The sequence below is a fragment of the Bacteroidota bacterium genome (assembly GCA_019637975.1).
GTDB lineage: Bacteria > Bacteroidota > Ignavibacteria > UBA10030 > UBA6906 > CAADGV01.
On sequence record JAHBUR010000011.1, the window covers coordinates 88,682 to 106,788 of the forward strand.

Consider the following 18,107-nt stretch of genomic DNA (forward strand, 5'->3'; position numbering starts at 1 on the left):
TCTGAACTCCAACGCCTGCAAAAACAAGTAATTTCATGCCGGGCCTGTCCCCGACTTGTCCGGTGGCGCGAGAGAGTCGGCAAAGAAAAAGTCAGGCGCTTTTCAGAGGAAGAGTACTGGGCAAAACCCATCCCAAGTTTCGGCGACCCGAAGGGGCGCCTGTTGCTCGTCGGCCTCGCCCCGGCAGCGCACGGCGGCAACCGGACCGGGCGCATGTTCACCGGCGACAACAGCGGCAACTGGTTGTACAGAGCCCTCTACAAAGCAGGATTCGCAAATCAACCGACATCTCTCCATCGTGATGACGGATTGAAACTTGGCGACTGCTACATCACAGCAGCACTGCGTTGCGCACCGCCTCTGAACAAGCCGACTCCGAAGGAAATCAGCAATTGCCGCCCGTTTCTTCTCAAAGAAATTGCGTTGCTGAAAAACGTCCGGGTTGTTGTCGGGCTTGGCAAGATCGGTTTTGAAGCCGCATTGAATGCCTTTCGTGATGCCGGCAAGATTGAGTTCAAGAAGAAGCCGAAGTTTGCGCATTGCGCTGTGCACGAGTTTGAGGGATTGACCTTCATCGCCTCATTTCATCCGAGCCAGCAGAATACATTCACGGGAAGATTAACGGAGAAGATGTTGGATGATGTGTTTGTTTCGGCAAGAAGGATTTTAAGGTTGATTAAGGCGGAAGGATTGTAACTCCCGCCTATCTTTTCTATCTTTATTGCATTGAATTTGTTGGCATTGTTGATTTCTTGCAGGTACCATCATGAGTAAACTTGCTTTGGTCTTATCCGGCGGCGGAGCGCGGGGCGCGTTCCAGGCCGGGGCGCTTGTGGAATTGCTGGAGTATTTTGAGCGAACGGGGAGACGCATCAACATTCTTTCGGGCACCTCGGTCGGCGCGCTGAACGGCATGAGTATCGCGCAGGCTCCCGACCTGAAAGCGGCACGGGTAGAAATCGAGACCCAATGGAAGAAGCTGACGAACGACGACATCTACAAGGTTCGCGGCTGGGAGATTTTCAAGCTGATTGCGAAGTTTGCAACGCATCGCATCGAGAAATGGCCAACACTTGCCGGCGTCGATTCCATTTTCGACAACACGCCGCTGTACAACAAGTACGTCGAACATTATCTCGACCTTGACGCCATCCGTTCACGGCGAACGGTTGACGATTTCTTCGTCTCGCTGACGTCGCTGCACACCGGCGCCGCATATCTGCAATGCCTCACCACCGAACCCGACTTGCAGAAAGCAAAAGAGTACATCATGGCCTCGACGATTACCACCGTTGCCTATCCGCCGGTGAAGACGGTTGTTGTCGATCCGGAAATCCCCGAACATTTGCAGGACACGCCCCAACTCTACGCCGATGGCGGCATCTCCAACAAAACTCCTTTGAAGACGATTCTGCAAACCGGCGACATCAATGAGTTGTTTGTCGTCAACACGTATCCTTCATATCCGAACAAGACGGAGGAAAGCATCAACCGGAATTTCCCGAATGTGTTTTCGATGCTGATCCGCACGGCGGTGGAGTTGCTGCCGAACCTCTATTTCCGGCGGGACATGGAATCGGTGCAGGATGTGAACAACGACATCGAACGCTGGAACACGCTGAAAGCAAAACTCCTCGGCACAGTCCGCAACGATGCCGACCGGGTACGGCTTGAAGAATTGCTGGCGGAAGAAGAGCAGAAGTTCTCGTTCAAGCAGGGCAACAAGCAGATTATCAATCCCGTGATCATTGCGCCGGACGAGGAACTGCCTGTGCAGGATACCGAGTTCGTTCAGCCGAAGTTAGGCGAAACGTTCGAAATGGGAAGGGAGAAGGCGAAGCAGGTTCTTGCAGGATTGGAGGAGCGGGGAGTTTATAGAGTTCGCGGGGTTGAGAGTTTGTAGAGGTAGCTGCACAAAAGCCCGACTTTCGCCGGGCTTTTTGATTTTATGCTGATGGCTGTGTATGCTACTTCGTCAGCACCAACTTACTCACCTTGTTCAACCGCACACCTCCGCTCATATCCGTTGCCGTGAACCTCGCAAAGTACACGCCGCTCGCCACAGCGGATGCATCCCACATTGCAGAGTGATACCCTTCGGACTTCGGGCCGCTTACGAGTTCCGTGACCTTCCGGCCCAAGAGATCGTAAACCACTAACGACACTTGCGCCGCCTCAGGGAGATCGTACTTGATTGTGGTAGAGGGATTGAACGGGTTGGGATAGTTCGGATGAACGGCAAACACCTCAGGCAAACCGTTTGGTGCGGTTGCATGAGCCAATTGCTTTGCCAATGATGCTGCCTCATCCACCACATACCAGCGTTCAAGATCGATGCGGCCTAACTGTGATACCCCGACAGGCTGAAGCACAAGTTTGAGTTGTCGGTTGCCGTGATTGAGCGCGGTCTGGAACGTCACAAGTGTGTCGTCGCCGACGTGGAAGGTCCGGAGATTCTGTACAACATTCCCCGTTGCGGCATCGCGCAAGGTCATGCGGATGTTGATGCCGTTCGGGAGTTGACCTTTTGCCGTAAACAATGTCGTCAGCTTCATCATCCCGGTTCCCGCGAATGGCTCCGTGGAAAGCACATTCTCGAACTGCGAGAGAGTGATACGCGCTGTGTCGTTCATCTCCGCAAACCCGAGCCGCATTTCGTTCGCTTGAGCATCCAGCACGGCAATGTGCAGCGAGCCGTTGCGAAACATCAATCTGCCGCCGCGCCCTTCCGAGGTCAACGGCATGCTGTCCCCTTCCTCGTTTTCGTCCGTCATGGTGATACCTTGGCGCTGAATGGCGTACGGGGCTGTTGTGCCGCGCGAGACGAGATACTCAAACGAGTTCGCCAAATAGCCTGCGCTGAGTGTCGGGTCAACGCCTGCGCCCCTCGAAGCAACCGAACCCCAAGCGCTGGGACGGCCGCGCACGGTGTACATCAACGGCGTTTCTGTTGTCTGCCACGCTATTGTGGCCTTCAGTGTCCCGATGCTTCCGGTAACGCTTGGTTTTACATAGCTTGCCGTTGTGTAGTACGGCACCCACGTTGCCGGATAGCTCCACGTTTGCGTGTTGCGCTGCGAGTACTGTATTACGCCGGTGACAAACTCCCAGTAGTAGGCCTGCCACGTTACGCCGATAGTATCGCCATCAAGCCCCGCATTCACCAAGGCAATACACGGCGCGTTGAGATATACCGATTCATCACCTTCAAGAACTGTTTGCGGTATTCCTGCTTGAGGCCAGCCGGGGTATGCGATAACCGGCCTATACATCACATTGTTGTATTCGATATACGCAAGATGCCACGTGTCAGGTGTATTGGCATAAGGCGAAAGTGAGAACGCGGTAATACCGCTCCCGAGATTTGTTATGCCTGAGGTCGAGTTGTCAGGCATCCACATGATGCACCGGAGTTCATCCAAATCACAATCATACCACGTGACAAGTGTGTAAAACGCTGTCGTGTACTTTTCACTCCCTTCCCGTGCAATACCGAGAACAGGTCGCGCAGACTCACCCTGCCCCAGCCACAGTGAGCCGAGTTGCTCGGGGCCATAGGTAATGTTTCCGTTGAGATCAAGTTCACAGACATAGATTCCGTGTTCGCTTTCATCCGTTGCATAAATTTCATACGCGATACGAATTCTGTGCTCTTGTGCATCGGGCATTTCGCCGTCTCCAAACACACCGCCGCCTCCAGTGGCCACCTCGGGAACATAGATAATAGAGGGGTCACGATACCGGCCCTGTTCAGGATAGCCTTCAAATATTGGGCTTACCAATTTCTCCGGAGCCCACGATGTGCCACTGAAGTCCAGCGAGCGTGTGTACCAGATGAGACCCGCCGATTGATATACCTTGTGCCAGTAGCCGAGATTGTCGCGCGTGATTTTTCGCTGGTTATTGAATGCCACGGCTTCAGGCGAGGAGGAGGCGAGGTGGAGCTTGTAGTTCGCTGTTGCCATAGCGCCGGAACTCGTAAAAACGACACCGGTTTGGGCAGCATCGGCGTTTTGATATTGCACGCTCGAACCCTCCCAGTTCCGAAAATATGCTGAGTAGTTGTTCCCGTTGATGGTAAACGTGTTCGGGTTCGGGGCTCCCACGGAGTAGTAGGGCTTCAGTGGATCTTGCGGATCCGGGACTTGGTTCAAGAACACGCCGCGGTATTCGGAAGTTGTCGAAATCGTCCACGGTGAGCTGTTCGTTTTGAACGGTGCCGACATACCCTGACTTCTATTCTCGCCACCGTACCCAACTACATCTTCCAACCACGGGTCTTTGAACTGGATGGTCCCCGCCGCAGATGGGACATCCCAAAGTTCGGCTTTGATCGTTGCCTCACAGAATCCTCGATGGTGAAACGTGAAGCTATTTTCCTGTGGGTGGGGATAGATCGGATAAGCAGCATAATTCGCATATCGAATCTGGTCAAGAACATTTGCCGTTACTCCTCTATGGAATTTTTCGCCCAAGCCCGCAATGTTCGGTTTGATCTTGAGTTCTTCGCCGTGACTCATGGGGATAGAACTACCCGGTGATGCCCAATCACCCGATGTTAAAGACCCCCACTTGTAGCCAGACCATCGCCCAATGGTGTCTGCAGAAAAGCCCGCAAGAGGTGTCCCGTCCTCCTTGCGGGCGTACAGCGACGCAAATTTGGGATATCCGTACTTGGCTGTTGTAACGGTTGATGAGGTGATGGTGTCGCCATCAACAATAATCCTGACATACACATACGTTAAGTCATTGATGTCATTGTCTATCCACATTTTCCGTCCCTCCATGCCTGACCCGCTATGTATAAGAATCCAATTTCCAACACCATCGACTTGTTCATACCATCGGTAGTCGTAACTATTGTAATTAGTTTGCAGAATGCCATCAAGATAGAATTGAGCCGAATGCCATGCGGCCCACTCATTCTCGCTCCGCCAGTAGATGTCATCGTGAATGACGCATGCCTCGTAGCCGACCCCCGTGATGTTACAGGGTACTTCTTGGGCAACCGCGCCGACGCAAGCGAAGATCAATAAGACTGATACGATAATAGTTTTCATGAGAGAAATCTCCTTTTTCGTCGTCAATTGAACTGCATTGCAGAGAACCGGTGCTTCGAGGAGCCGTCATCCTTGACACCTTGCACCGGAATGTTTGCGCATCAAAAGGCATTTGTTCTTCGCATGTCCCTTTTGATTCTTAGTTTGCTGTTCATTAGATTAACAGAGGCAGATAAAAAGGCGTACGCTGACGCCTTTGGCGTCACGCAGAGCACAGCCAATTTATATGCCCTTTCTGCTGCGGGCGGCGCTGCAACGTCGCCCGTAGTTATATGAATTTCATCATCATGCGATATCACCGCCTTCCCATTATGATGAGCGCTCGATCAGAAAAGAATCCGCTCACCGTATACCCAACCGCAACCACCATGTCCTGGGACACTGCCACCGATTCAAAATAGTAACTTGATGGAATCTCTGTGGCCATTCTCCAGCTCACACCGTTGAAGTGAGCCAGTCTACCATGCCAGCCTACAGCAACAATATTGTTATCCGTGCTTCCGCGAATCCTCCTGACAGAGACCGATGGGGGTACTCCTTCCATCTGGTGCCAGGATGGATGTCTATACCGCCAGATGCCCACGCCCGAAACGTAGGTTCTGAACCTGTTCACTGTCCAGACACTCCCGATAGAGAGTGTCGAATACCAAGAGAGTGTATCACGCGCACCCGCAGGCGAAAGAGAGAGAAGTCGAACGTCATTGGATGTTCCGCCGACTGCAAATACCACCGCATTCCCATTCAATGGGTTGGTGAACCCCCATACGTCAACCAAGTTTCCCGTCGTCCCGCTCTCCAAGCGCCGCCACGTGCCGGAAGGACTTCGGATTGCGATTCCACCTCCATTACCAACCGCATAGAGCTCTCCAGTTGATGAATTGCCCCATAGCTTGTTGATTGACACCGGCGTGCATGTCGGCGCGCTCTGGCTCCCTCCATTCCAGCGAACAACTTGCGACCCATCCATTCCGATCCAAATATCTGTCGGGCTGAACGCAAAGATCGATTTTGTCGGATACGAACCCGTCCCCGATTGGCCGCAAAAGGTGTAGAATTGTATTCTCATCAACTGCCACTCCCTTCCATTCCACTTCACCAAGTTGTACGCATTGGGGTCCCAATTTCCCAAGCTATCCCGCTTGTAAATTTCGCCAACCGCATACACCAACGTATCGTTGATAATGGCCACATCGTACAGCACCGAGGAACTGCCATCTCCCAATAGCACCGGCGGATCAAAAAGCCAGGCATGAGATGTGGTGTCCATCGTCGTCACCTGCGCGCTTGCGCTGGTTTCTATCACGGTGGAGTTGTCGTTGAGGCGTTGCAGTTGGTAGGTGTATGCACGGTTGGGGAGTAAACCCTCGTCAATAACCAGAGAGTCAGAGGTCAGAAGTCGGAGGTCAGAAACACGTTGGCCATCGCGCAGCAGGCGCACGGTGGCGGGGAGTTGCGTTGTTGTTGGCTTCAGCCAGGCTTCGGTGCAGCTTGCGTCAACAGCAGTGAGCGAGAGCGTCGGCTCGGGCACAACGGGCGGCTCCTTCTTGCACCCCTCGGCAGCAAGTAAGCCTAACACTATGGGAAAGAAACAGAGAATGAATGCACGTAGATTCTTCATCTTCACCTCTAAGAAAAGTGGGAGTGTGGGAGTGTGGGAGTGTGGGAGTGTGGGAGTGTGTCCCTGCTCAAGCCCTGCGCCTTACCGGACCCACATCACTCCACGTCAAAGAACGAAGTGTTAAGAATAATTGAAGGCAACTCTGGAGTTGTCTTTGACTGTGGGCAATATACATCTGTCTCAAAGAAGAGTCAAGAACAATCGTAAGAATGGGCGAAAGAGAATTGCTATTTTGTGTTTGGCACTACGTCGTATCGCGTGTTGCGGTGTTCAACAACTCCTCACGCTCTCAGCTTAATCCTGAACGTCGTCCCTGCACCCGGCGCGCTTTGCTTCACGAACAACTTCCCTTTGTGGTAATCTTCAATGATCCGCTTGGAGAGGGAAAGTCCTAATCCCCACCCGCGCTTTTTCGTGCTGTAGCCGGGGCGGAACACATCCTTGTGATGCTTCGGGTCGATGCCTTTGCCGGTATCGCTCACGTCGATGGTTGTCGCCCGCCCCGATTGCTCGATGCGGAAGGAAATTCTCCCCGCCGGCCCCTCCATCGCGTCGAGAGCGTTCTTCATCAGGTTTTCGATCACCCACTCGAACAATTCCCGGTTGATCTTCGCGTGAAATTCTCCCGGCGTGATAATCGCAAGCTCGATACTCTTGCCCGTCTTCGGGATGCGGCGGGAGATGTAGGTGATAACGCCCTGAATCACTTCGGTGAGATTCTCCTGCTTCAAGTCGGGACTTGAGCCGATTTTGGAAAACCGTGCGGCAACTTTATTGAGCCGCTCGACATCGTTGGACATCTCGCTCACCGTTTCACGCAATTCGGGATTTCCGCCTGCATGTTCCTTCGCAAGTTCAATCCACCCCATCATGCTGGAAAGCGGCGTGCCGAGTTGATGCGCCGTTTCTTTCGCCATCCCCACCCAAATATTGCTTTGCTCGCTTCGTTTGATGTAGCTGAAGCCGACGTATGCGAGGAGAATGAACACTGCCGCCAATCCGATCTGCACATACGGCAGCCAGCGCAACTGACGTATCAAATCCGACTCGCCGTAATGCACAATGCTCAGCACAGTGGAATCTCCCAACATCGCTTTGATGGGAATGTTCTGTTCGTCGAGCTTGGTGATGATGGATTTAAGGAATTCTTCCTGCTTGTCAGGTGTAAGAGTTGTGTCAAGCGCAACGTTGCGTACACTGGCACGAAGAGGTTGGATGGGATTATTCTCCGCGTCAGTCAGCACCATCGGAAAGTCAATCGTGCGGATGATTTCATCGAACACAAAACTGATGTCGCCGGAATTGGACTTGTCGCTGGCGACATATTCGATCGACTTGACATAGAGATCAACAATCTCCCGCTCCTTCGCGAGCAGCTTGTCCAGCATGCCGCGCGTGTAAAACAACATGCCCACCACAATAGCAATGGCAGTGAGCAGAAGGAAGATTTTGAAGTTGAGCGTACCTTTCACGACATGCCGGCCGGTTATTGGGCGTAGAATGTTTGATCGCGCCGCGGGCCGACCGAGACAATGTGAATGCGAGTGCCCGTAAGTTCGGCCATGGCAACGAGATACCGGCGAGTTGCGGGCGGCAGGTCGACAAACTTTCTGACTTCTGAAATCGGAGTCTTCCAACCCTCAAACTTCTCATACACCGGCGTCACACTTTCGAGCGTTTTGACATCGGTGGGGAATGATTTCAGCTTCTTGCCGCCGACTTCGTAACCGACGCAGATCTTGATCTCATCGAACTCATCAAGCACATCAAGCTTCGTAATGACGATTTGTTGAATGCCGTTCACGGCTGCCGAATAGCGCAGCGCAACAGCATCGAACCATCCGCAGCGGCGCGGGCGGCCTGTTGTTGCGCCGAATTCGTGTCCGATGCGGCGGAGTTTTTCGCCGGTGTCATCGAGAAGTTCTGTCGGGAACGGCCCGTTGCCGACACGCGTCGAGTACGCCTTCACAATGCCCGTGATCGTATCAACGTACGTCGGTGGAATGCCGAGTCCCGTACACGCCCCTCCTGACGTCGGGTTGGAGGATGTCACGAACGGATACGTGCCGTGATCAACATCGAGCAGCGCGCCTTGTGCGCCTTCGGCGATGATTTTCTTCCCTTCTTTCAAAGCAGAATTGAGAAAGAGGGATGTGTCGGTAATGTACTCGTCGATGGACTTGTCGAATTCCTGATATTCGGCGATGATGGCATCGACATCCATTTTCGTTTCGCCGTAGACTTTGGTGAGAATTTGGTTCTTCTCTTCGATATTGGCCTTGAGCTTCTTGGCGAGAATGTCGCGGTCGAGCAGATCGACGATCTTGATTCCGACCCGCATGAACTTGTCGATGTAGGCCGGGCCAATGCCGCGTCCGGTTGTACCGATGTTGTTTGCCGATTTTTCCCTGATCGTATCGAGCATCTTGTGATACGGCATGATGAGATGCGCGTTGTGGCTGATCAGCAGCCGGCCTTTGATATCGATGCCGGCCTTCTGCAATTGATCGATCTCGCTCATCAACGCTACGGGGTCAATCACAACTCCGTTGCCGATGACGCATGCAATGTGTTGGTGAAATATTCCCGACGGTATGAGATGAAGAACGTACGTTTTCTCGCCGATGCACACCGTGTGTCCGGCATTCGCGCCGCCTTGATAGCGGGCGACAATGTCGGCATGCCCGGAAAGCATGTCAACGACTTTTCCTTTTCCTTCATCGCCCCACTGGGCGCCGACGATTATGTGAACGGGCATATTATGTTCTGTGTTAGATAATCCTGGACAACGTGTGACTTCTCAAGCATCCGGCAAATACCTGCGTGCGAGAATGTTGTAGGTGGTATCGACGTTCCGGATGTAGCGCGGGGTGAGCTTTCCGGAATGAAAATTCCAGAAGTCCCTTCGCCATCGCGACCACCAAATGTTGCTCCACAGATGCATGCTGTACATTCCGCTGAAGTCTGCATCGCATTTTTTGAAAAGCGCATTAATGCCCGCGGGAGTATAATCGTGGTGGAAGAATGATCGTTGGGGTTCGATGTGAACAAGGTCGGGATACTTCAGGCTGAGTTGATACGGCAGCAGTGAACTGTGTTTATTCCAGCTTCCGTCGAATGCCGTCTCCATCTCGCGAAGCCACGATCTGCCGAATTCCGCCTGCGGTTCCGACATGATAATGGCGCTGCAGATTGAAGGCCTCGATTCGTTCGTTGTTTCATCACGAAAGTCGGGTTCGCGACCCAGCACAAACGGCTTTTGCATCAGCCGCTCCGGAAGCGGGTTGACGAACAGTGTGTCGACGTCGGCATAGATGCCGCCATACTCAACCAGTTTCTCAAGTCTGATGAAATCCGATACGATGGCGTAACTGAATTTCCTGCTCCAGGAGCCCGGAATCTTCTTCTTCACAGACTCTTCGCGGGCTCTGTAGGCTGCTCCATCGAGCTGAACAGGGGTAATTCTCTCCTTGATACTATCCCACAGTCTGCCGTAGGGTCTTTTTAGAAAATGGAAAAAAATCTTGTCCGGCTTGTTCACCTGCAAACACGACTCGATGCAAAGATAGAACGCCAGATGAAACGGCTCGGACTGCTTGACAAAAACAAAGTGAAACTGGTTCGGAATTCGAGAATTCAATGTGTGTCTCTCACTGTACATGCACCGGCGGAGTTTGCGCTACACTCTCCCCCTTCGAGATCGTTGAGGGGGTCTCCGGGCACCGCAAAAAAAAACCGACCTCTCTGTGAGAAAGGTCGGACATTAAGCTTTCAGAATCAATCATTTTTTGAAACTTGCCGCGGCATCGGCAGCCGAGGGGTACGTTGCGAGAACGCCGGTAAGCTTGGTAATCTTGATAAGGTCGAGAATCTTGTCCGAGGCGCCTGCAATAGCGAGTCTGCCCCCGGCTCCCTTCATCGTCGAGGCGCCTTTGATCAGCATGCCGAGCCCCGAACTGTTGATGACGTTGACACCGCTGAGGTCGATCACAACGTGCTTCTTCTTGGCATCAATCAACTCAACCAGCTTGTCGTTCAGTGTGGAGGCATCCGGTCCGCCCATCAAGTTCCCTTCAATGGCAATGACCGTTGTGCCGCCTTGTTGTGATGTTTTGAATTTCATGGACGTTCTCTTTCCGGGAGTGTTTCTACCCGATAAGTCGTGTTTGCTTCTTTGTCCGTTTCGACCACTCCAATACTGTTGCGCTCGCTATGTAAATGGAGGAATACGTTCCTGTAATAATGCCGATTGTAAGGGCAAATGCAAAACCGCGATTCACTTCTCCGCCGAAAATCAGCAGCACAACCAGCACGACGAAAATAGTTCCCGAGGTAATGATTGTGCGGCTGAGGGTTTCGTTCAGGCTTTTGTTGATCAGTTCGTACGCTCCCATCGACTTGAAGATTTTCGAGTTCTCTCTGATACGGTCGAAGATGACCACGGAATCGTTGACCGAAAGGCCGACGAGTGTCAGGAATGCGGCGATCATATTCTGGTCGATTTCCAGATAGAATCCCGGCGTGATGCCGTCGAAGATGGAGATGACGCCGAGCGTAACAAGCACATCGTGGAACAACGCCACAACGGCGCCGACACCGAAAATCCATTTGAAGCGAAATGCCACGTAAATGGTAATGGCTATCAACGATGCGATAACGGCGTACAATGCGTCACGGCGGAGTTCAGCACCAATCTTCGGACCGATCTTGTCTTCCTTGGTCACTTCCTGGGCATTATCGGGAAACGATGTGAGCAGCCCCTCTCTGATCTTGTCGCCGATTGTTGTGCCGAATCCCTGTTCCGTCGTTCGGACAAGAATGTCGCGATCGCTGCCGAAAGTCTTGATCTCCGGCTTTTCAAGTCCGGCTTGCAGCATTGCTGTTCGAACATCACCAACATCAACAGGTTTGTCGAACCGGACGACCAGTTCCGTTCCTCCGAGGAAGTCAATGCCGTAATCCAGCCCTTTCATGAACAAGGAAACCATTCCGGTCAGAATCACAATTCCTGAAACAACAAACCAGAAATTCCGCTTTGCCATGAAGTCAATAGTTGTCTTTCCAAAAATCCGCATGTTACGAAGTCTCCTGAAGAATGCTTAGCCGAAGCTGACTGCCGTGCTCGACTTTTCCGTAAGAATGTTAAAGATGACGCGAGTAACGAAAATAGCGCTGAACATACTCGCGAGAATACCGATCATCAGCGTAAGCGCAAAACCCTGCACCGGCCCCGTTCCGAACTGAAAGAGAATAACGCCCGTAATGAATGTTGTCAGGTTCGAATCAAAGATGGCCGTGAATGCTTTTTGGTAGCCTGCATCAATCGCTGCGCGCAATGTTTTGCCTGTTGCCTGCTCTTCGCGAATACGTTCGTAGATGAGCACGTTGGCGTCAACGGCTACGGCGAGCGTCAGAATGATGCCCGCAATGCCGGGCAACGTGAGTGTACCTTGAAATGCGGCCAACACACCAAGAAGCAGAATCAGGCAAAACAGAACGGCCAAGTCTGCGACGGCCCCGCCGGTCCGGTAGTACAGAACCATGAAGATAATGGTGAGCAATGTGGCAAGGCCGGATGACAAAAGGCCGCGACGGATCGAGTCTTCACCGAGTGACGGCCCGACAGAACGCTGCTCGACGATTTCGACGGGCGCCGGAAGAGCGCCGGCTTTCAAGACAATTTCAAGGAGCCGGGCTTCTTCGAGGTTTTCCATCCCTTCAATCTGCGAGTTGCCGCCGATGATTTTGTTGCGGACGTTCGGTGCGGAAAACACCCCGTTATCCAGCACGATGGCAATCCGTTTGTTGATGTTTGCTCCGGTAATGCGCGCCCAATCGCGTGAGCCTTCACTATTCATCTCCATCGTCACGATGGGGGCGTTGTTGTTCGGGTCGAGATTGGCGCGGGCATTTGTGATAACGCCGCCTGTCAGTTCCGGCGTTGCCTTCACGGCGTAGAGGGTGAAGTACCGCTTGCCTTCGCTCACAAAGCGAGGCTTCGCGCTGAAAAGGAACTGCATGTCGGCGGGAATCAAGCGTTTCACGTCTTCACGTTCGAGCATGCGACGCACCTTATCTTTGTTCTCCTCCTGCACAATTGCCTCACCGGGAGCCCTGTTATCCACGAGCGCAACAGAAAACCACGGATGCTGTCGCCTGAACTGCTCGGGGGTCAACTCGCCTTCCGGCGTAAGTTTCTCTGTATCGGCTTTCAGCAACTCGTTTTCCTGCGTCGTATCGACGGGGGCCAGCAAGGTATCGGCAGCCAGCACTTTATCAATTGCCTGCATAACGGATACTACCTGCTCCGCTTCCTTCAACAGCTTGAACTCCAGCAGGGCGGTGCCTTGAAGCAATTGGCGGACTTCGCTTTCCTTGGTTACACCGGGAAGTTCGACGATAATCCGCGATGCGCCTAATTTTTGGATTGAGGGCTCGGAAACGCCGTACTGATCGACGCGGTTGCGTACAATCTCCATTGCGCGGTCAATCGCTTTCTTCGTTTCATCCTCAAGAAAATCAGCAATATCGTCATTACTGTCGCGCAAACTTCTGTAGTACCGGCTCATGCGAATTTGCCGCTCTTCCATTTTCCTGCGGAGAATGGAAACGGGAGATTCGTCGGAGCGCCGGACTTCATCGGCTACATCCTTGATGATTTGAGTGAAGACGTCATCTTTGTTCTTCGCCAGATCTTCAATCAGCTTGAGAACGTTGACCTCGAGCACGACACGCATGCCGCCCTGGAGGTCGAGACCAAGCTTGATGCGTTTAGATCGTGCCTCGCGAATCGCCTCCTCGTTCTTCTCGGCAAATTCAAGACTGTCCGCACCACTCAAACTGCTGAGTTTCTTGTGGAACGAATAATCCGTATAGGTTGGCCACAGATGGTAGATACCAAGGGCCGCAACGGCAAGTATGACAATAATTCTGAACCGATACTTTCGCACTACAAACCTCCGGGATTCAAAAACAGGAACTGAAGTGTGGAAGGAAACGCATATCTCCAAAATAAAGCCTTCAAATGTAAACCAATCGGCGGAGAAAGTCAATAATTAGCGTTGCATTTACAGGCCCTTTCGGTTATATTTGTTGCACTTTTGTTTGTATCCGTCCACATTTAGATCAAGGGTTTCTTACTGTTATGCCTATCATGACCCGCATGCGGGAAAGCATGCCAGTTATTCTGTTCGGCCTCCTTATTGCGTTTGTGATTACTATTGTGTTTGAATGGGGGATGGACTATCTCGGACTCAGTTCGGGAGGACGCCCGGCAGTTGTCGGCTCAATCGACGGGAAAGACATACCGCTGGATGAATTCTCCGAACTTGTACGAAATGTCACCGAGAATCAGCGGCAGCAAACCAACATCGACCCCGACGAAAACCAGATGAAGCAAGCCCGCGACCAGGTATGGCAGCAGCTGGTCAACCAGCATCTCATCGAAAGTCAAATTAAAAAGCTCGGCATTACGGTAAGTGATCAGGAGATTGTTGACTGGGTGCGGGGTGACAATCCTCCCGAGGACCTCAGGCGGAACTTTGTTGATTCACTCGGTCAGTTCCGGCGCGATGTGTACGATCAGTTTCTCCGCGATCCCAACCAGTTTATTCAAGATCCGCAAGGGGTCAACAAAGCGTATGGAACCAAGTGGCTTGCCGACTTCGAGAAGAATCTCCGCGTACGTCGCCAGCAGGAAAAACTCCAGAGTCTTATCACCGCCGCCGTGCGTGTAAGCGAGAGTGAAGTACGAAGACGATTCGACGAACAGAGTATCCGGTACGACGCATCGTTTGCATTCTTCGATCCGAATGTGTTTGCGACGGATGATGAAATTACCGTCACTGAATCGGATTTGAAAGCGTATTACGACGAGACGATTGAGACATACAAGTTCGCAGCAAAGCGCAAGCTCAAGTACGTGACATTCCTTGACCATCCGACCGCCGCCGATACTGCCGGACGGGTGGCCGACCTTGAGGATGCCCGGCAAAAAGCCGCCAGCGGCGTAGATTTCCTCCAGCTTGTCAATACGTATTCCGACCGACCAGACAGCGGAACCTGGTTCAAGCACGGGGAGTTGAGCCCGAATCTTGAGAATGCAATCTTCTCGGCAAAGGTTGGCGAACTCGTCGGGCCGATACTCGAGTTCGACACTTACCATCTCATCAAGATACTGGAAGAACGAAAGGGATCGGCGGAGTTTGTCCGTGCAAGCCATATTCTTTTTCAACTCACGGATGCCGATTCAAACGCGCTGAAAGCGACGGCGATGGAAGTTGCCCGCGCAGCGCGAGCCGGAGCCGACTTCGCGGCCTTGGCGGCGAAACATTCCGGCGACCCGAGCAATGCCCAGAAAGGCGGCGACCTCGGCTGGTTCGGCAAGGGACGTATGGTGAAAGAGTTTGAAGATGCCTCATTCAAGGCCCGCATCGGTGAAATCGTCGGCCCGGTTCGAACGGCGTTCGGATTGCACATTATCAAGCTGACGGGACGTGATTCGCGTGAAGTGAAAACAGCGAGCATCGTTTCAAAAATCACCGCAAGCATGCAAACCAAGAATGATGTAACGGATCGCGCACGTGATTTTGCTGCCATTGCCCGTGAATCGGAGTTTGTGAAGGAGGCAACGGCCCTCGGCCTCGAACCGAAGGAAGCTGAAATTCAGGAGAAGAGCGGAATCATTCCCGGTCTTGGCGTGAATGAAGCCGTCACCAAGTGGGCATTTGCCAACAAGGTCGGCTCCGTCAGCGATCCCTTTACGGTACCGAACGTTTGGGGCGTGTTTGTTATTGCAGAGGCAACGGATGCCGGCGTCCAGCCCTTTGCTGATGTCAAAGAGTCGCTGAAGCCGCAGGTTCTGAGGAAGAAGAAAATAGAGAGGGTGAAGGAGGTCGCGTCAGACCTTAAGGCAAAACTCTCGCCGTCGGACAGCGTGACGAGACTTTCGTCGCTTGATTCACGCGTCCAAGTTCAACAAACATCTCCGTTTTTGCCAATTAGCGGGGTTCCCGGAGTAGGCCGCGATATTGTTTTCAATGGCGTGATTGAAGCGCTGTCAGTTGGACAGATATCGTCTCCGTTCGCTGGGGCGAGGGGTGTGTATATTGTCCAGCTTATTTCAAAGACTCCGTTTGATGAAACTGCATACGAAGCCCAGCGGGAAACAATTCGCAACCAATTACTTCAGGACAAGCGAAGCCGCTATGTTGCCGAATGGCTTGCAAAATTGAAGGAAACTGCTAACATAGAGGATAACAGGGATCAGTTTTACAGATGATTTCCAGAGAGGTGGGTTATGAACGTTGTTCGCCCGCCTGCTCACCGTGTCGCACATGCGACGCCGCGGGCAGGCCTCTTCGTTGCAGCGGTTCTGGCGTGTGCGTTCCTCTCGCAAGCCCGGGCGGCAGACTTCAAACTCTTTTCAATTGCGCTTAAGGGGAGTCTTACAACAGGCTCCCAGATCTTTCTCGATCCAAATTCCTCAGACGAGCTTCGCCGCGCGCAGTTTTTCTCCATCGACAAGACGTGGGGCTACGGTGTAGAAGTACGCTACCGCTTCCCCGAATCCGACATTGCTGTAGCCCTGTCTGCTGATTATCTCCGTACAACACAAACCTCGTTCATCAGGCTTTCCAACCGGCAAATTCCCGTTGATGATGGCTACCGGGTGATCCCTGTTGAAATGACGGGCTATTTCATTATTCCGTTTTCTGGTGAAGTCATCGGCGTGTACATTGGAGGCGGAGGCGGGGCGTATTTTGGCCGGAGGATCTACAGAATCGGAAACACGGAAGCCCCGTCAATTGATCAGGGGGTCGGGTACGGCATTCACGTCCTCAGCGGCGTGACATACCGTCTGCATCCATTTGTGCAACTGTGCGCCGAGATGAAGTTCAGGGATCTGCAGTTCAATTCTGTCAATCAATTCTCATCACCTCAGGCCGAGTACGGCTCGACGCTTGTTCAAGTCAGCACGCAACCGTTCGAATCGCGGGTTCACACAGACGGAATGATCTTTCAGGTTGGCATTGTGCTTGAGTTGTAGGTATTTGTGAATCCGTCATCTCCGCATCATCCCTCGTTGCACGAGGAAGTTCACCCCGCATCTTCGTTACCCTTGCAGGAAGACCTTCGACACAAACTGTCCGCCAAGTATGATGTGGTTGAGAAGGAGTATGGTATTGCGGGAAAATCTGTCACACTCTTGAAAGTCCGCGACACCAATGTTCTTGTCGATGCAATTGATCCTGAGACGTTCTCCGAAGATGAGCGACTTCCTTACTGGGCGGATGTTTGGACTTCTTCGCTTGAACTGGCCCGGTGGTGCCTTGAGGACGGGGTACTTCGAGGGAAGCGCGTTCTTGAGTTGGGTTGCGGACTGGGACTTGCCGGAATCGCCGCTGCACAAGCTGGTGCAATCGTTACATTTTCCGATTATGAAACTGACGCGTTGGATTTCGTACGGTACAATGTGCAACGCAACCTTCCTGCTCACGTAGTAGAATCAAGCATCGACGTGATCCAATTCGACTGGCGCCGCCCTCCCCTTCTTGAACCGTTTGATGTTGTGATCGCAGCCGACGTTGTGTACGAGCAAAGAATGTTCGCCGCAATCAAACACGTGTTGTCACTGCTTCTTGCCCCAAATGGTATTGCCGTTATGACCGAACCCGGACGCTCTGTCGGGGAAATGTTCTTTGCTTCTTTGAAGGATAGTGAATTCCGTATCTCGACCGGGATGACGTCTGTCGAGAGTGAGGGAAAGACAATCGCCGTCGTCCGCGCGATGATTCAGAGAACGCACCGGGAGTAGCCATGTCCGAGCCTCTGCAGCGGAAAACACTCATCTACCTGACTGGTTTCATGGGAAGCGGCAAAAGTACGATCGGGCCGATTCTTGCCAATACGCTCGGCTTCGAGTTCATCGATATCGACAAAGCGATTGAGCAGCGGCTCGGCAAAAGTGTGAAAGAGATCTTCCAGAGCGAGGGAGCGGACTTCTTTCGCACAACGGAGCATGATGTTCTTGAAGAAATCAGCAAGCGCGACCACATCGTTGTTTCGTTGGGTGGAGGATCCTTGGTCGATCCTGCGAACTTTCATCGGGTCAAAACTTCAGGCCTTCTCATTTACCTGGAGTCCTCTCCTGAGCATCTTCTCAAACGGCTGCAACACAAATCCGACAGGCCGGTTCTTGCCGATCGCGAAGGGGGTCGTCTTGAGTACGAAGCGCTTCGCGAACGCGTGATGAGCTTGTATCGTGAGCGCGAGCCGATCTATGCACAGGCCGATCTAACAATTCATACCGACCAGAAGAAGGTCGGCTTTACGGTGGACGAGATAGTGAAAAGACTCACGCGCCACGGCAGGTAAGTTCGTGCGCGTCCCCACAAATCGTTGCATTTCAACGAGTTAATTGCTATATA

General features: G+C 52.6%; 14 protein-coding genes. 6 read left to right on the top strand and 8 right to left on the bottom strand.

Translation table 11 applies throughout. The annotated features are described in order from the left end of the window. Positions 1-15 precede the first annotated feature (15 nt). Together KF749_08130 and KF749_08135 are read left to right on the top strand one after the other, a co-directional pair. Positions 16-696: a uracil-DNA glycosylase gene (locus KF749_08130; GenBank protein ID MBX2991120.1), complete on the top strand. Its 681-nt coding sequence runs from the start codon at positions 16-18 to the stop codon at positions 694-696. 70 nt (positions 697-766) lie between these two features. Next, positions 767-1,903 (top strand): patatin-like phospholipase family protein, encoded by a 1,137-nt coding sequence (locus KF749_08135; protein ID MBX2991121.1) that lies wholly within the window; start codon positions 767-769, stop codon positions 1,901-1,903. A gap of 64 nt (positions 1,904-1,967) precedes the next feature. Here the strand turns inward: KF749_08135 and KF749_08140 are convergent, their stop codons facing one another. The 8 genes from KF749_08140 to secD form a co-directional block, all read right to left on the bottom strand. Next, a complete protein-coding gene (locus KF749_08140) occupies positions 1,968-5,060 on the bottom strand; it encodes a T9SS type A sorting domain-containing protein (GenBank protein ID MBX2991122.1) in 3,093 nt (1,030 codons plus the stop codon). Between the two features lie 295 nt (positions 5,061-5,355). Further along, positions 5,356-6,678, bottom strand: a complete 1,323-nt coding sequence (locus KF749_08145; protein ID MBX2991123.1) for a glucosyl transferase — start codon at positions 6,676-6,678, stop codon at positions 5,356-5,358. 281 nt (positions 6,679-6,959) lie between these two features. Further along, positions 6,960-8,087 (bottom strand): HAMP domain-containing histidine kinase, encoded by a 1,128-nt coding sequence (locus KF749_08150; GenBank protein ID MBX2991124.1) that lies wholly within the window; start codon positions 8,085-8,087, stop codon positions 6,960-6,962. A gap of 77 nt (positions 8,088-8,164) precedes the next feature. Then, positions 8,165-9,436 carry an adenylosuccinate synthase gene (locus KF749_08155; protein ID MBX2991125.1) on the bottom strand — a complete coding sequence of 424 codons (1,272 nt, stop codon included), beginning with the start codon at positions 9,434-9,436 and terminating at the stop codon, positions 8,165-8,167. Between the two features lie 42 nt (positions 9,437-9,478). After that, positions 9,479-10,318, bottom strand: coding sequence for a glycosyl transferase (locus tag KF749_08160; protein ID MBX2991126.1), 840 nt, complete (start codon positions 10,316-10,318; stop codon positions 9,479-9,481). 141 nt (positions 10,319-10,459) lie between these two features. After that, entirely contained in the window at positions 10,460-10,801 is a 342-nt protein-coding gene (locus tag KF749_08165; protein ID MBX2991127.1) for an STAS domain-containing protein, read from the bottom strand. Positions 10,802-10,826: 25 nt separating this feature from the next. Next, on the bottom strand, positions 10,827-11,753 hold the full coding sequence (secF, locus tag KF749_08170; protein ID MBX2991128.1) for a protein translocase subunit SecF: 927 nt from the start codon (positions 11,751-11,753) through the stop codon (positions 10,827-10,829). 24 nt (positions 11,754-11,777) lie between these two features. Continuing rightward, positions 11,778-13,628, bottom strand: a complete 1,851-nt coding sequence (secD, locus tag KF749_08175) for a protein translocase subunit SecD (GenBank protein ID MBX2991129.1) — start codon at positions 13,626-13,628, stop codon at positions 11,778-11,780. A 224-nt stretch (positions 13,629-13,852) separates the two neighbouring features. On the opposite strand from secD, the gene KF749_08180 reads away from it, so the two are divergent. Genes KF749_08180 through KF749_08195 form a run of 4 tightly spaced genes read left to right on the top strand, consistent with a single transcriptional unit; the run spans position 13,853 to position 18,054 of the window. Continuing rightward, on the top strand, positions 13,853-15,958 hold the full coding sequence (locus tag KF749_08180; protein MBX2991130.1) for a peptidylprolyl isomerase: 2,106 nt from the start codon (positions 13,853-13,855) through the stop codon (positions 15,956-15,958). 18 nt (positions 15,959-15,976) lie between these two features. Then, a complete protein-coding gene (locus tag KF749_08185; protein MBX2991131.1) occupies positions 15,977-16,726 on the top strand; it encodes an outer membrane beta-barrel protein in 750 nt (249 codons plus the stop codon). 6 nt (positions 16,727-16,732) lie between these two features. Further along, positions 16,733-17,494 carry a methyltransferase domain-containing protein gene (locus KF749_08190; GenBank protein ID MBX2991132.1) on the top strand — a complete coding sequence of 254 codons (762 nt, stop codon included), beginning with the start codon at positions 16,733-16,735 and terminating at the stop codon, positions 17,492-17,494. 14 nt (positions 17,495-17,508) lie between these two features. Continuing rightward, complete coding sequence (locus tag KF749_08195) at positions 17,509-18,054, top strand: shikimate kinase (protein ID MBX2991133.1); 546 nt, start codon at positions 17,509-17,511, stop codon at positions 18,052-18,054. The last annotated feature ends 53 nt before the right edge of the window (positions 18,055-18,107 follow it).